This window comes from Thalassoglobus sp. JC818 (assembly GCF_040717535.1).
GTDB lineage: Bacteria > Planctomycetota > Planctomycetia > Planctomycetales > Planctomycetaceae > Thalassoglobus.
In genome coordinates, this window is the sequence record NZ_JBFEFI010000001.1 from 941,641 (window position 1) to 957,165 (window position 15,525).

At 52.1% G+C, this 15,525-nt stretch carries 9 protein-coding genes; 4 read left to right on the top strand and 5 right to left on the bottom strand.

All coding sequences use genetic code 11. The features are described 5' to 3' along the window. Nucleotides 1-46: 46 nt before the first annotated feature. Nucleotides 47-712, top strand: coding sequence for a DVUA0089 family protein (locus AB1L42_RS03375; RefSeq protein ID WP_367051184.1), 666 nt, complete (start codon nt 47-49; stop codon nt 710-712). A 140-nt stretch (nt 713-852) separates the two neighbouring features. Here AB1L42_RS03375 and AB1L42_RS03380 read toward each other — a convergent pair whose 3' ends face one another. Next, on the bottom strand, nt 853-2,982 hold the full coding sequence (locus AB1L42_RS03380) for a hypothetical protein (RefSeq protein WP_367051186.1): 2,130 nt from the start codon (nt 2,980-2,982) through the stop codon (nt 853-855). Nucleotides 2,983-3,035: 53 nt separating this feature from the next. Continuing rightward, nucleotides 3,036-3,344 (bottom strand): DUF997 family protein, encoded by a 309-nt coding sequence (locus tag AB1L42_RS03385; protein WP_367051188.1) that lies wholly within the window; start codon nt 3,342-3,344, stop codon nt 3,036-3,038. Between the two features lie 800 nt (nt 3,345-4,144). On the opposite strand from AB1L42_RS03385, the gene AB1L42_RS03390 reads away from it, so the two are divergent. From AB1L42_RS03390 to AB1L42_RS03400, 3 genes are all read left to right on the top strand, one after another. Further along, nucleotides 4,145-4,336, top strand: a complete 192-nt coding sequence (locus AB1L42_RS03390) for a hypothetical protein (protein ID WP_367051190.1) — start codon at nt 4,145-4,147, stop codon at nt 4,334-4,336. Nucleotides 4,337-5,010: 674 nt separating this feature from the next. Beyond that, the gene (locus tag AB1L42_RS03395) at nt 5,011-6,084 is read left to right on the top strand and encodes a peptidase (RefSeq protein ID WP_367051192.1); all 1,074 of its coding nucleotides are present in this window, start codon (nt 5,011-5,013) and stop codon (nt 6,082-6,084) included. Nucleotides 6,085-6,671: 587 nt separating this feature from the next. Continuing rightward, nucleotides 6,672-7,490 (top strand): hypothetical protein, encoded by an 819-nt coding sequence (locus tag AB1L42_RS03400; RefSeq protein WP_367051194.1) that lies wholly within the window; start codon nt 6,672-6,674, stop codon nt 7,488-7,490. A 127-nt stretch (nt 7,491-7,617) separates the two neighbouring features. On the opposite strand, the gene AB1L42_RS03405 is transcribed toward AB1L42_RS03400, so the two are convergent. From AB1L42_RS03405 to AB1L42_RS03415, 3 genes are all read right to left on the bottom strand, one after another. After that, the gene (locus AB1L42_RS03405) at nt 7,618-8,637 is read right to left on the bottom strand and encodes a TIM barrel protein (protein ID WP_367051196.1); all 1,020 of its coding nucleotides are present in this window, start codon (nt 8,635-8,637) and stop codon (nt 7,618-7,620) included. Between the two features lie 464 nt (nt 8,638-9,101). Continuing rightward, the gene (smc, locus tag AB1L42_RS03410) at nt 9,102-12,944 is read right to left on the bottom strand and encodes a chromosome segregation protein SMC (RefSeq protein ID WP_367051198.1); all 3,843 of its coding nucleotides are present in this window, start codon (nt 12,942-12,944) and stop codon (nt 9,102-9,104) included. 97 nt (nt 12,945-13,041) lie between these two features. After that, the gene (locus AB1L42_RS03415; RefSeq protein WP_367051201.1) at nt 13,042-14,961 is read right to left on the bottom strand and encodes a flagellar basal body P-ring protein FlgI; all 1,920 of its coding nucleotides are present in this window, start codon (nt 14,959-14,961) and stop codon (nt 13,042-13,044) included. Nucleotides 14,962-15,525 lie beyond the last annotated feature (564 nt).

Genomic DNA, 15,525 nt, shown 5'->3' on the forward strand with positions numbered 1-15,525 from the left:
GAGAGAAAAAGAGCAATCAATAACTAAGAAGAATTGTGGGTGAAGAATGAAAAAATTTATGGCCGCATGGTCCATCGTCATGATGATGGGCATGCTTTCTCAAGCGGAAGCGGGATTCTTCTCGTTTAGCGGGGAGTTCCAAACAGATGACACTGTTCAGCTGTTCAACTTCACGCTGAATTCCGCTTCGGACGTGACTCTGCAGTCGTTCGGTTACGCCGGCGGAACACAAGCTGACGGAAACGTTGTTTCCGCTGGTGGTTTCGATCCGATCCTGTACTTGTTCGATTCCAGTGGAAACGTGATCGACTTCAATGACGATGGCGGATTCCCAGATGTGAATATCGATCCAGTCACAGGCAGCACCTACGACGTTTACATGGAAATCCTCGGTCTTGGACCAGGAAACTACACTGTGGCATTGTCGCAGTACGACAACTTCCTGAACGGCGGAATTGCTGGAAACCTTTCAGATGGATTCGCCTTCACTGGAGATCCAGAGTTCACTCAGAAGTTCACTGGAAACTCCTCCGGAAAGTTCTGGGATGTCAACGGATTTGCTCGTAACGGACAATTCGCGTTCGACATCGTTGGAGTCGACTCAGCTTCATTGCAGTCAGTTCCAGAACCTTCTTCACTGGCGCTCGTGACCCTCGGTCTGGCATCTGCCGGAGTGATTCGTCGCAAACGACGCAACCAGGCCAACGCCTGATAAGACCCAGCTCGATACACAATGATCGAGCAAAAGCACAGTGAGACTGAGAAGCGAAGAGTCAATTGGCTCTTCGCTTCTTTCGTTTCATAACTTCGTTCGCAAGCTCATACGAGACACATGGGAAGCCGCAGAACCGGTTATGCTGACGTCGGTACAGTGAAGTATTTCTCAACAAGTTCTTCCGAAGGCTTGGGAGTCAGCGGAGTGATGATCAGGACAGCGAGCAATGAAGCTGTGAGACCAATGACGACTGGAGAAAGCCCGAATAGATTGATGGGATTCGTGAACTCGCCACCTCTCAGCCAACTGGCGATGTGCATCAACAGATGTGCTCCGAACCCCACAAGCATGCTTCCCAGACAGCCCCATACGTTCGCACGCTTCCAGTAGAGAAGTGCCACGACAGGGAAAAGAAAACATGCTGCCAGTCCGCTTCCGACATACACAATAATGTCTTGCAGGAACTTCGGCGGGTTGATGGCAAAGAACATGGCAATCGAACCGATGACTAATGTCGTCAGGTAGCTCAACCGTTTCACTGTTTTGACGCTGGCCGATGGGTGAATGTTTCGCTGATACAAGTCTCGGACAAGGGCAGAAGAAATCACGAGCAGGAAGCTGTCGACAGTCGACATCACGGCGGCAAACGGAGCAGCGATCAACAGCCCGGCTAGCCATCCGTGTCCAACTCCTTCGGTCAGAGTAACTGCCATGGCAGGCATAATCTGGTCTGCTTCATTCTCCATTCCCGGCAGCAAAATTCGGGAGTAGCAGAAAATCATGACGAGCGGAAAGTAGATCAGCCCGTAGTAAATCGTGACTGTCATGATGGCTCGACGAAGAGTCTTCGAGTCTTTGAATGCCATCAACCGGACCATGTATTGAGGCTGTCCCGTCCCCGAGATCGCCCACATAAAGAAGAAAGAGATGGCCATTCCGAGAGGCAGAAAACCAGCGGCCGCCGCGACCTCTTCATCGGTTCGCTCATCTTTCGTCGGTCCCATCGGAGCAGGTCCGGAGACATAATTCCCCGGCTCGCCGGCACCGTAAGAATACGATTGAAACTCATCGAAATGAGCGACCATCAGCGGTTTCACGGACGGGTTGGAACCAGCATCAAACGGCCAGAAGGCTTGACTTGTCTCAGGCATTGAAACATCAATGCCGCCTCCCTCTTCATCGCCAGAGTTAATTGCTTCGGCGATATTCTCTTGCACCTTCATCGATTTGGAGATGGAACGCCTTTGTTCCAGACGTTCCCATTGGAGATCAATCTCTTCTGGAGTGATGAGTTCCACGAACGTCACATTCTCGGCAGAGCTTGCTCCGGCAGGCAAGGAGATCGAACCACTGAGTCGATAGAGGTGTTCTTCTCCCTCCCCATCGGTATGACCGAACCAGAGATCTTTAAGCGTGACTGGCTGATCGATCGCACGGTCGAATTCAAGTCGACCGGTTGCAATTCGCGGTGGAATCATCTTCGACATCAGTTCTGTGCCCGATTGCATTCCCCCAACTTGGGACAGCGTCAGCGGAAGCATGATCGCCACGCCGAACACCATCACAATGCCTTGCAACACGTCTGTCCAGACAACTGCATGAAACCCGCCGTAGGTGGTGTAGAGAATCACCAGAATTCCAAAAGCGAGCAGACAACAGAAGTACCCCGGTTCCACTCCCTCAAAAAAAGCATGGTCCTGAATCAGCAGCCCACAGGTATGACTGAGCGATTGAAAAATGTCTGCATCTTCAATCAGTGTTTGCAGCAAGACGCTGCCCGCTTTGAATTGGGCGATGAGATTGAACGAAAGGAAAAAGACAATCAACAGCATGGCGACGATGCCGAACGCGGGGCTCTCGAATCGGTCGCGGAGGACATCGGGAATCGTAATAGCTCCGGACTTTCGGGCGACTTGATTCACACGCTTCCCGAGTAAACCCATCGTGCAGATCGGGTAGACCATGTAACTCGAAATCCACAGCGCCAGAATCCATCCATGCGAATAAATCTTGGCTGGGAACCCGGTAAAGCTTCCACCTGAAGCACTTGTCGCTGCGAAAGTCAGGGCGAATGCCCACATCCCCAGGCCGCGACTTCCCAGGAAGTACTCACTGAGAAAGCTCTTTCCCTGAAGCAAGCGATTCGCGAATGCTGCGATGACGAAGACCGCGATCGTATAAATGCCGAATGTCCAAATCGCGGCGTTCGAAGCTGTGACAGCGAGGACACCTGAAACCGAAACCCCTCCCATACCGACATCTTTCATGTAGAGACTGGAAGCTTCTGAGAATGTAATCGCGTGAGTTCAATAGAACCCGTCTAATCCGGGTTGGGAGCGTCTGACAAATCGATGTCAGAAGAGACGGGTTCGAGATCGTCATCCTGGATGTAGAACGCACACATCCCAATCGCCACAACGCCGCAGACCACCCATGGAATTGCGACTCCCCAGACGATCCAGGAAGGCAAGCCCCAAAAGAGTTGAAGCTCGAGGTCTTCACCCGCTTTCCTGTATCCGTACGCGTAGCAGTACGGAACCGTCCACAGGAAACTCACCGCCCACAGCGACAAGATCGCAATCGCTTCCCGTTTTGAATGCCGGTAAACCGGGTCTTCAGTCGACTTCACAGAACTTTCTCCAATTCTTTTCAATTCGACATTCGAAAGCCTAGCCGCTCCCTTGGGAACTTGGAAACCAATAGCGACGCATTCCGCACAAAGTCATCAGGAAACAGAAGCTTCTGAATTTGCACATACGAAGATGCGACAGACACCTTTTCGTCAATGAGCATCGCGATGATGTCAGAGCCTGACGTCACTCCAAATGGGCGAGAGTGGAAGTCATGCTGTCTGCGATCCTGATGCAGCCCCAGATTCAATGAACGCCATTGAAGAATGGAATGCCATCGCTCATCTCGCTGGGCTCAGGCTCTGAAGTGCAGCGAAGAAAGTGCTCGAACACGCACGTGTGTTGTCAAAACAAAAGTCGTCAATTTGATCAATTGTGCCTCGAAATCGATGCTTCTTCGGCGATTGCGATCTGCCAGCAACCATCGTGGCTCAATTTGTGACAATGACACTCCCACTCCCCGCCACGTTTCGCCCCTCAAAATCGCGCTGAAACAGATCTTCGTTCCAGAAATCTTCGAGCCTCGTTAACTCCCAATGCCATCACGACTAACGGTGAGGATTCAGATTCCGGGACGAGCAATTCCACAAAAATGATCGGAAAAAACGCAACTTCTTTGCATCGAAATCGACAATAGACACGTTGAAGAAGTTGAGTTTTCGAAACGTAAAGTCGTTCTTTGAACGCGAGTCGAATCGAATTGGCACGCTCTTCGCTATGTTTCCATTCGGTCAGCGAGAGCTTCGACCAGTTCGAGATTTGAGACGAACTCAAAGCCAACATTTCTAGGAGAATATAAATGGCTGTTCTACGCCCAGGACGCACGAATCGCCGTAGTCAAAACCATCGTCGTGACACAAACAACCGACACCCGCGAGTCGTCACGGAATTCGATAAGGATCAAGTTTCTTCAGTCGAAGATTTGCAAGCAGCATTTGCTCTGCTTTCAAAAGCACTTCGAGACACAGCCCCGAAACGGCAACTCTCGTAACGCTGACTCCGCCCAGAAACGGTCTCCACGAATCTTGCGATCATCGTTGAGAAGCATTCCCTCGTCACAGCAATTGGACGACCTTTGGATTGCTTTCAACTAGCAGGATGTGGAGACCGTAAGACGTTTCGGACTGAGTGATTGAATCGCAACTCAACAAGCTCGTCTTGTGACTTTCTCTGATAGCGAATCTTCAAGCTTCTTTCATTTCGACTTCACAACAGAAAAGTCGAACTTCTTCCGGCACGACGCGCCCAACTCTGCTCTTCATGTTGGACCAAGCTCTAGCGTCTTCGTTTGCATATCGCTTTGCCGCCGAATGTTCCAGCAGATCGAGTTGTGTTCTCAACCATGATGCTGGAGGCTTCCTTCACCCTTTGGTGGGTCAACAAGCTTTTCAAACGACTCTTTCAATTGCATTTTGACGCTCGAAGATGTCGAAAGGTGATCGGCATTCATGCACAAACGCCAACAATCGACCGGCCAAAGTGCAAACCTTTCAATGGGTGCATCCCACAGCAGGGATAGTGATCAACTCATCGAGCGGACAAGCAACACTTATCTTTGTCCCAACAAAACAGATTGCCTCATGGTTTGCGGGAACGGCTTCTGAACCGCTATTCTTCAGATCAGTCCTTGTTGATCAACCGACCTACTTAGCGGAATCGCATTCGATGAAACAGACGCACTCTCGCCGCGACTTCATGAAAGCCACTGTCGCCACAGCCACCGCTTTTGCCGGGGCTCCCATGTTCCTGAATGCTTCCGACAAAGCTGGTCGCAAACTCCCCGTCGTTGGATCGGGAGAACACACTTACGAATGCCATCACTACTGGGGGAACGACAGCCTGCCAGCGAATCACGAATACGGAGGGGCCTCACACGGAACCGCCGTCGATTCACAAGGTCGAATTTACATCACTCATCAGGGAACCCCCGGATCGCTGTTCGTCTTCGATGACAAAGGGCAGTTCATCAAAGCGATGGGTGAAGAGCATGTCATCAACAACAACGGAAAAGGCCACGGAATCGACATTCGCCGAGAAGGGAATGACGAATTCATCTACCTTTCCCCAAGCGAGAGTTCACTGTGGTACACAAAAATGACTCTCGACGGAGAAGTTGTCTGGAAACGCGGTCGGAAAGAACTTCAGAAAGACAGCGGCGTTCTTGGTGAGGGCGTGAGATACCGACCCACGAACACGAGCTTCCGGCCGGACGGCGGCTACTATCTCGGTGATGGATACGGCAGCAACTATCTGTTTGAGTACGACAAGAACGACAAGTTTGTACGCGTGATCGGCGGTTCTGGAACCGAAGCTGGCCAGTTCCAAACTCCGCACGGGCAGTGGCTCGATGAGAGAGATGGAACCGCCAAGCTCGTCGTCGCTGACCGGGCGAACAAGCGACTCCAATGGTTCGACCTCGATGGAAATCACGTCCAGACTCTCGACGGTTTCCTCTTCCCGGCCGATATCGACATTCAAGGCGAAATCATGCTGGTCCCGGATCTCCACGCTCGGATCACGCTGCTCGACAAGAACAATCAAGTTCTGGCACAACTCGGTGAAGACGAAGCCTGGCGGGAACGCGTTCTCGGCGATGGCTTTGCAATGCGTCGCACGCCAGATCAGTGGGAGGATGGAAAGTTCATTCATCCGCACGATGCCTGCTTCGATGCAGATGGAAACATTTACTGTGCAGAATGGGTGGTCACCGGCCGGGTGACCAAACTCGTTCGTGTATAAGTTCGGTTGAGCCTCGTTTTCTGCGATTCGGCCTCTGATTGAATTCAGCAGACTGAAACGAGATCTGAGGATCGTGCCCGCATCTAGTACAAGACAGTGATTTAGGAATCGAAGATATTCGGGAACGCTGGTCGGAGGGTGAGGGGTTTGCGCGAAAGACGAGCGCGGCTTCTCAATCCGATGGCATAGGCCTGCAGGGAACATTGTCGTCCCTGCCATAGAAAAAGCTGCGCTGTCCGCACAGCTCATGTCGGCAGCACTCGCAATTTTTCTGATTACGACAAACTCCACCGGAACTTCGCTCGAATGACCGGGGTTGAATTTTGTACGAGATGAGTGCAGCGACGCTAGCCCGATCAGAACTAGCTGCATTTTGTGTGCACGAGCAAGCACAGCCTTTTCACTTATGAAACAGTGCAAACGAGTGCAGCGGAAAGAGCAACTTGCTCTAGCTGCATCGTGACGTTGCTGTTTGAACTCGTTCAATCTGCGAGTTCTTCGAGCAATCAAACGCTCAATGCATTCTCACGGATTCTTGATCCATTTCACCTCTCAAATCCTACTCACATTCAGTGGAGACCGTTCCGATGATGCGTTCAGTTCTTTCAATCGCTGCCTTGGCGATGCTTGTCGTTTTCACTCCAGCCCTTGAAGCTCAACCTCCCGGAGGCGGTCGTGGCGGTCAAAGTCGAGGAGGGTTCGGCCGAGGTGGAGGTGATGAGACAAGCTTGTTGACTCTGGCTGGACTTGAGCAGGTCCAGAAAGAAATCGGACTTAGCGGAGACGCTTTGGCCGCTGTTCGTGACCTGCAAAACAAAGTGCGTGAAGACTCCCGCGAAATGATGGCCGACTTCGGTAACTTCCGTGATATGTCCCGGGAAGAACGGGAAGCCGCCATGGAGAAAGCTCGGGAAGCCCGCGAAACTGTGACCAAAGACGCAGAAGCCGAACTGGCCAAGTTGCTCAGCGACGAACAGAACTCACGACTCCAGCAGATCGCTCTTCAAATCAAAGGCCCACGTGCTCTGCAAGACAAAGATGTCGCAGCTAAGCTCGGACTCTCCGAAGATCAGACCGGGAAGATTGATTCGATCATCAGCTCGATGGAAGACTCTTCACGAGAACTCATGGAAGCAGCACGTTCCGGTGGACGAGAAGGCTTCATGGAAGTCCGAACGAAAATGGAAGCGCTCACCAAAGAGACTGATGAAAAACTCGAAGCAGTTCTCACCGACGCTCAGAAAGAGACCTTCGCCGCGATGAAGGGTGCAGACTTTGAACTCGATCGACGATCAATGTTTCGCGGTCGAGGCGGAAATCGTGGTGACGGACAAGGACAAGGTCGCCCTGATCGTGATGGACAAGGACAGGGACGAAATCGTCAGCGACCTCCTATCGAAAACTAATCGGGTTTGATGGTTTGCGTGTAAACCTGAAGGACAGAAACAGAAGAAGCGAGCGAGATCCTGTAAGTCTCGCTCGCTTCAATTTTTTGCGCTCATCCAAAAGCTTCACGAAGAGGACGTTCGATGATTAGAAGCCGCGTAGCTCGCGAATGTCCTGCATGGTTCGCAAACGGTAGTCGATGTTCACATAGTCGAGCAAAGAGCAGAGAGCACGAACTGCGACGCCCATCCCGTCAGGGCCACTAAATCCGCCGAACTGTCCTCCACCTTTCAGATGTGGTTCGAGTTCCAGAAAAACTCCAGGTCCGCCGAGTCGTCGCATCCGTTCATCAAGGGCAGGGATGTGCTCGCGGAAGTCGCGCAGAATCATTTCGTGTCCTGAGTCGCCAATGTTCGACGGCACGAAATTCTTAAGTCGCTCTTCGTCGACGTAACCCTTCCACTCGAGCGAAGAATCAATGGCGTAGTCTTTAATGTGAATCCAGCCGATATGCGGACGCATCGCTTCGTACTCTTCGAAGCACTGAACGGGCGACATGTTCTGTGAGGAGAGATTTCCTCCATCGAAAATCACAACCAGGTTGTCGCGATTAATCTTGGTGGCCAATTCTGCAAGCAAGCGCCCGTTCTGTCCGATCAGATTCGCTTCCACTTCCAGTCCGTAAACGATGCCGTGTTTTGCGAATTCGTCGGCGATCTCTCCGACTCGTTCCACAGCCTGATCAACATACCGCTCCGGCTCTTCGCCTTTTGGTTGATAGAAAGAAAATCCACGGATCAGTTTTGCATTCAGCGCGACAGCAGCACGGACTGTTTGAGCGACCTCGCCAGCCATGTATTCATCGAACGGAACGAACTTGTTGTGCGATCCATCTTCCTGATCGACCAGTTTCACCTTGCCGATGCGTGAGCCAATGCTGGCGACCGACATCCCGTATTCTTCGTGAATCGCTGCCAGTTGTTTCAGTTCTTCATCGTCGAGTTCAACAACGTGCTTCACGGTCCCGTTGCCGGTCACATCGACAAATCGAGGGCTGTAGAACTTCAGTCCCAACGCAGCCAGGGACGACATCTGCTCGATCGCTGTTTTCCGATTCGCTGCTTCATCTGCAAAGGCGCTGAGGAGAACTTCAGGATTGGCGGCCATAGGATCACATTCTCAATCTGGTCTTGAAATTTCATCTGAAAACTGTGTGACACCGATAGGACGGGAAGAAGAAGTCGATTCAGCCATTCGCAAGACTCGTCCAACCAGAACAAACGCAGCCCATTTCCAATCGGAAATTTCTGGCTGTCGGCTCGGGCTTACAGGTCTCGCAAAGCGTACCGTTCAGAATGGACTCTTCCCGGATCAGCGACCGCACACAGATCTGCGGATTCGCTCTCTACGAGTTTGAGATTGTTGAGAGATTCACGAGAACTTGCAACCCGCAGGCAATGAGGTCGGATGTCTCATCAACCGGCGTCAATGTCGCCCGTAATTCGAACAGGGCAGGGAACCTCAATCGCTCACGATCGATAACGCCGACATGAAGCTGTTGTCGCAAGCATTTCCTAGAAGCATCACGTTAGAGCGGATAAAGAGAAGTGCACCGGACATAGCAACTTGCTCTAAGCAGCGACGTTGATTTCTCCGTTGTCGTCGACGTCTTCAAAGTTCACAGAGATTCGCTTCGAAATACCAGCCTGTTCCATGGTGACCCCGTAGAGAATATCAGCAGCAGTCATCGTGCGCTTGCGGTGTGTAATGATCACGAACTGCGTCGTCGCGACGAACTCCTTGACCACGTTCACGTAGCGGTCCACGTTTGCATCATCCAAAGCTGCATCAACTTCGTCGAGGATGCAGTAAGGGCTCGGTTTGCTCTTGAACATGGCAAAGAGCAGACCGACAGCGGTCATCGTTTTCTCGCCCCCGCTGAGCAGGGTGATCGAGCGAAGTTCTTTCCCGGGTGGTCGGGCGACGATATCGATTCCGCATTCCAGCACATCATCAGGATCTTCGAGGATGATGTCCGCATCGCCGCCGCCGAACAATTTCCGGAAGAGTTCCTGAAAATGCACACGAATGTTTTCGAACGTCTCCAGGAAGATACGTTGGCTCTCCTTGTTGATCTTGCGAATAATCTCTTCCAGCACCGACTTCGCTTGCTGCAAGTCTTTCAATTGGTGGCTGAGTGTTTGATAGCGGGTTTCGAGTGATTCCAGGCTTTCCAGAGCGTCTGGATTCACGTGTCCCATCATCTTCGCTTTGCGACGCAATCGATCAACGCGTGACTCCAGTTCGTCACGCACCTCTTCATAGGTCGGAATCGAATCCGGCATCACAAACTCGTCGGTTTCTTCCGGCTCCTCAGCGTCAGATTCTTCGTTTTCTTCCTGTAACTCGTCTTCAATTTCCAGAGACGATTGAACTTCCTCATCTTCAGACAACGAGTCGTCCTCGGCGTCGAGACCTTCTTCGCTCTCTGAACTATGTTGTCGAGTGATCTCGGCAGCGACTTCTTCCCCGTATTGTTCTGTCAGATAGATCTTGTAAGCCGAAGCACCGCCTGAGACCAGCTCCGAAAGTGGGACATGGAATTCTTCAACCATCCGATCAGCGGTGGCTGTCAGTTGGTGCTGAAGCTGTTGCAATGTGAATTCAACCTGGTGCTGTTGATCTTCGAGGCTTCTGCGGCGGCGATGGGCGGACTCTTCGGTTTCCTGAATTTGCTTGCGTTGAACTCGAAGCTGGTTTCTTCGTGAAAAGTCTTCGCGAGTCTCGGCGACAATGGTTTCCAGAATCAACGTTTGCGAAGCGATCGTCGCTTCCGCCTGCAGGACCGTCATTTCTCCACGCGCTTGTGCCGTTTCCAGTTCCCGAACTTGCTCGGCAAACTCAACGACTGCAACACGTACCTGACTCAAATCTCGTTCGGAACGATCGCGTTCGCTGATTAAGCTGGAACGACGTTCTTCTGCTTTCGCCAATCGAAGTTGATACGTTTCGAGTTCCTTTTTCGCTTTCTGAAACTCCTGTTCCTGATCGGCGAGTTGATCTTTGATCGACTGGATCTCTGATTGCGACGTTTCAATCTCTTGCGTGCATTCCTCAGAGTCTCGTTGAAGTTCGTGGCTTTCTCCATCAATTTGGCTCAGACGTTGGCTGAGCGATTCGATCGTTGAGCGAATTTCATCGGCGGCTTTCTGTCGACGATCAAATTCTTGCCGCTCGCTTTCAAGCTTCGTCGCTGCTTCAGCAACGTGTGAAGAGAACTTTTCAAGTTGCGAACGTGCACTCACCAGCTCAGCGTGTTTCTCCTGAATGGCGATCTCAAGCAATTTCTTTCGTTCCGTGAGATCTTCAATCCGTCGCTCACTTTGCAGAATGCCGCTTCTCAGTTCCCGCAATTCGCTCTTTCTGGAAACGATCGAGGATTCGTGAGGAATATGTCCCACCAGCAATTCGTTCTGCGGTGTCAGGACTTCACCTTGAAGCGTGACAAACCGGAGATCGGAGGGCGTGTTTGCAGCCAGACGTTGAGCATCCGCCAGAGATTCGACAATCCACGTTTTTGAAAGCAGAGATTCGGCCAATCCGGGTGTTCGCGCGTGCGCAGCAACAAGACGATCTGCGCGACCGTAAACTCCGTCTTCCCCCGTGAGTTCCACCCCATCATCACCGTCGAGCGGGGAACTGTTCGTTCGATCGGAAGTTTGAACAGCCACGAAACCGATCCGGCCATCAATCGGAACGGCACCTCGTTTTAGATAGTCGAGCATCGGAGTCAGGTTGGAAACCGCGATCCACTGCGAACGTTCTCCGAGCGCAGCATCGATGATTGGGCCAAGCTCCAACGGAACTTCCAACAGATCACGAACGACTCCAAGGACCTGATTCCAGGGAGGGTAGTGGGCTGCGACAGCCCGATCGAGAATCTCCTGAACGCCGATGGCAATACCAGCCTGCCGCTGTTCTAGTTCTTCCAGAACACTGAATCGCGCGCGGTCAGCACTGACTCGCTGTCGAAGTTCAAGGAGTGTTTCCTCTGTCAGTTGTCGCTGCTGAACACGGTTTTCTCGTTCCTGCTGAACACTCGCGACATTTTCTCGTTGAGCTTGAAGAGTCTCTTCGGCTTCGTGAAGTTCCTGTTCGAGGACTTCCTTGCGACGAGTCGACGCTTCCACTCCCGCATCGGCTTGTTCCTGCCGCCGCTGAAGCTGTTCCTGAGACTTGGAAACTTCCGCCTTTTGAGCTTCGAGGCCAGCGAGTTTTTCCAGATTGTTTGTTCGACGGGAATCGAATTGCTTGAGGGCATTCTGAATCTCGTTGATACGCTGGCGAGCTGTTTTTTGCGTTTCGGAAAGTTGTTCGAGAAGTTCTTCCCGCTGAACAAGAGCCTCTCGCTCCTCAACGAATTGATCCTCGAACTGATCAACTCGCAAGACCGTCGCCCGATGTTCGTTCTCGATCGTTTGAGCACGCAGCAGCGAGAGTGTCGATCGCTTCCGAAGCTTCTTCAGGTCGGCGGCGATTTCAGCCAGCCGCGATGTCTGGTGATCAATGACAGAACGCGAACGAGTAATCTCTTCACGATAAGTTGCGATCCGACGTTCATGTTGAATTAACTGGCTGTCGCAATCAGAGATTGCAGTTTCGATCGATGACTTTTGCTGTTCAAGCTCGCCGAAGGAGTCGCGACACTCCTGAAGTTCTTCTTCCAATTCGTCGAGTCGGGCTTGTTCGTCGTCAATCTTGGACGAGATCAACCGGAAGTCATCGGCAGCCAGTCCCGTCCAGAGTGCTTTGAGTTCTTCATTCAACTCGCGATAGCGCACAGCTTTGCTGGCTTGTGAACGTGTCGAATTGAGCTGGGTCTCCACTTCGTCGACGATATCGGTCAGTCGAAGCAGGTTTTGAGCCACGCGCTCCAGTCGCCGTTCGGCGTCGATTCTGCGCGACTTGAATTTACTGATACCGGCAGCTTCTTCGAACACAACACGTCGAGTTGTGGGGTTCGCCTGCAGAATCTGATCGACACGACCCTGTTCGATGATGCTGTACGCCGCCGTTCCCGCACCGGTCCCCATGAAGACATCACGGATATCCTTAAGGCGGACGGCAGCCTGATTCAGCAAGTACTCGGAATCGCCGCTTTGATAGAGTCGTCGACCGATCTGAACTTCGCGGGTATCGACAGGAAGTAGACCGGTGGAGTTGTCGAAGGTGAGCGTGGCTTCGGCGAATCCGCTGGAACGGCGCCCGGATGATCCATTAAAGATCACATCGGACATTTCCTTACCACGGAGGCTCTTGGCGCTTTGATCACCCAGAATCCACTTCAGTGCATCAACAACATTGCTCTTACCGCTTCCGTTGGGCCCAACGACGCAAGTGATCCCTTTCGAGAATTCGAACAGGGTTCGATCCGCGAAACTCTTGAATCCAAAGAGTTCTAACGACTTGAGCATTCCACAGAAACTTAAAAGCAGATAGGGGAGGGGAGATTTAACTCCCCGAAGGTTCGAATCTTAAGAGCGATTTAATTAACACCCCTGTGGGCGAAGACTATTCCACGATAATTCCATTCGGCTCCATACCTGCCTCTTTCGGGTCAGATGGTTCCGGAGCTTCAGTGACGATTGTCTTGTTGCTTTGCTCGTTGAAGAGATTCGGCATCAGCCCATCGCTTCCGATTGTCGCAGGTGCCGACGAGGTCGCACCGTTGACATTGTCTGCGTTCGCGAAGTCTTCCGGAACGCGATGATACACTCGACCCGGTTTCGGCATTTCATCGATGGCGATCTTGCCGGGCAGGTTGCTCTGATTCTTTGCTTCGACGAGCATCTGCACGATGTCCGGATAACTCGCACCGAGATCGGTCGCAGCTTTGATGACCTCAGCGATGCGTGCCGAAACGGTCAATGTTTGATCTTCCTCACCGGCAGCGACACGTTTGACATCGATGGTGTTCTCGAGTGTGTTTCCTCGAACCAGAATTCGAGCACCGGCTCGAATCGTCATTGGAAGCTGGAATTCCTGTTCCGCTCCGAAGAGGACAACTTCCGGCTTTTTGCGACGAGTCATATGGACGAATGGGGTCGCGGTCGAATCGATGAGATGCATTCGGAACTCGCCATCCATGGGGATTCCCTGAACGATGGGATCGTCGGGAGCCATGGTGGAGAGCGAACGAAACGCACCGTAGCGAGTTTCGAGACTTTCTTCGTGCATCAACTCTTCGAGCGCCGAAATCGTTTCACCTGTCTGCAAACAGGCGAGTGCTGCGAGAGCAAAGATTCGGAAAGCGGGTTCGTTCCGAGCCGCTTCTCTCAATTCAGTCGCACACTCTGGCTTGCCGAGATAAGCGAGAGCTTCTGCCGCTCGAAAACGTGCCTCAGGAGAAGGGGAGTTTAAGGCTCGCTTGAGTGCTGCGACGCCTTCACTTCCTTCCGCTTCTAATTGCAAAGCAGCTTGTTCGGACGTCGGACCAAACATGATCCGTTCACCGAGATCCTGCATCCGCAGATGCTTTTCGACAGGCGATTCCGTCAACGTAATATGTCGAACACACTGCAGGAATCGTGGGTAGTTGTTTCGATATCGATCCTGAACGACCAACTCAAGGTGAGCGTTGCTCTTCGCAGTTGCTAAAGGGCGACGAATCCCGTGTTTGTCATAGTCGTGGAATCGCTGTCCAATTCGGCTCGCAAGATGAGTCGACATACGCACTCGACGGTAATCGCTACGGATCGCCACTGTGAGAATACGATCCGGTCCAGAATAGATCGCTCCACTTGGAATGACACCTTTTCGCGAGGCAACACTCGAACCATTGGAATCTTCGAACAACCCGTCAATCAGAATCGGGCCGGTGGCGTAAACAACTTCATTGCCCTGATGAACCTGTCCTTCCAGCAAAGCATGTTCGCTCAATCGGCAGGGCATCAGCCAGCCGCCTTTCAGGCTGACTGTCTCACTTCCATCAGGCATGTTAATTTCAACGTCGAGCCGGTCTCCCTTCCGGGCGATCGGCGGAATATATGCCGTCACGACAACGAGACTGGTCTCAGAAGAGCGGAGCAGGGAGTTCGGGTCGTCGATATCTTCTCTGCGAATGTCATCAAGCAAGCGAGTTCGAAGCGGAGAAATCGGCGGATCTTCACCGGTTCCGTCCAGGCGAGTCACCAATCCGACTCCTTGGACCTTGATGTATCCTAAGGTGGAATCAGCGATCTTGATGTAATCACCAATCAGCTTGGAATGCCCATCTTCACCACGAATCGCCTCCTGAACATTCAACCGCATCGCTTCTTCGTCATCAAACCAACGTTTGATGTTCAGTTCGTGGCAGCCGGAGAGCGTCGACCCGAAAATCAGAGACGAAGCGCACAGCTTGAGAAACGACCGTCGACTGTCAGACGTTTCAGTCGTGGCGTCAACGTGTTGGCGTTCGGGGCTGGACGTTGAGGGACGTCGAACTTGCATGACAACACCGTTCCGCTCGCAGGCTCAAGGCATTGACCTCAAGACAAACAGGCGCTTGATTGGGGGTGAGATGAGAATGAGGAGGATGGTGCGACGATCTCATTCCCGTTGTATTGCTTTGAGAGAGCAGGGAAGGGGATCGCAACTTGATCGAAATGTATGGAATTCGAGGAAATTCGAAGGGACCGCGAAGATATGGGAGCACTGACTGTCAGGTCAAGACCGCTCCGAGCCGAAGAGATGCAGTCGCTGGCCTCAATCTTCAGAAAAAATCGTGAGAATTTGAGAAGTGGTTGTCCAAAAACGGGCTGCGATCAGGCTCTTCGCACGTTTACCAGCATCTTTACCCTCGATCCAACAACTTCCCGCAGCCACCGATCGGTTGTTTCGCGACAGGATTCCTCACTTCCATTCGCATTCCGATCGACATACACATTAGTATTGATAGATCGATCGTTTTTTCGTTTCGCTCGATTGATGTACAATTGAACAAATCGTCCGGCATTGACGCACTGCACAGAAATTGACGCGCCCGACGTAATTATTCCATTTTCGCAGAGGAAC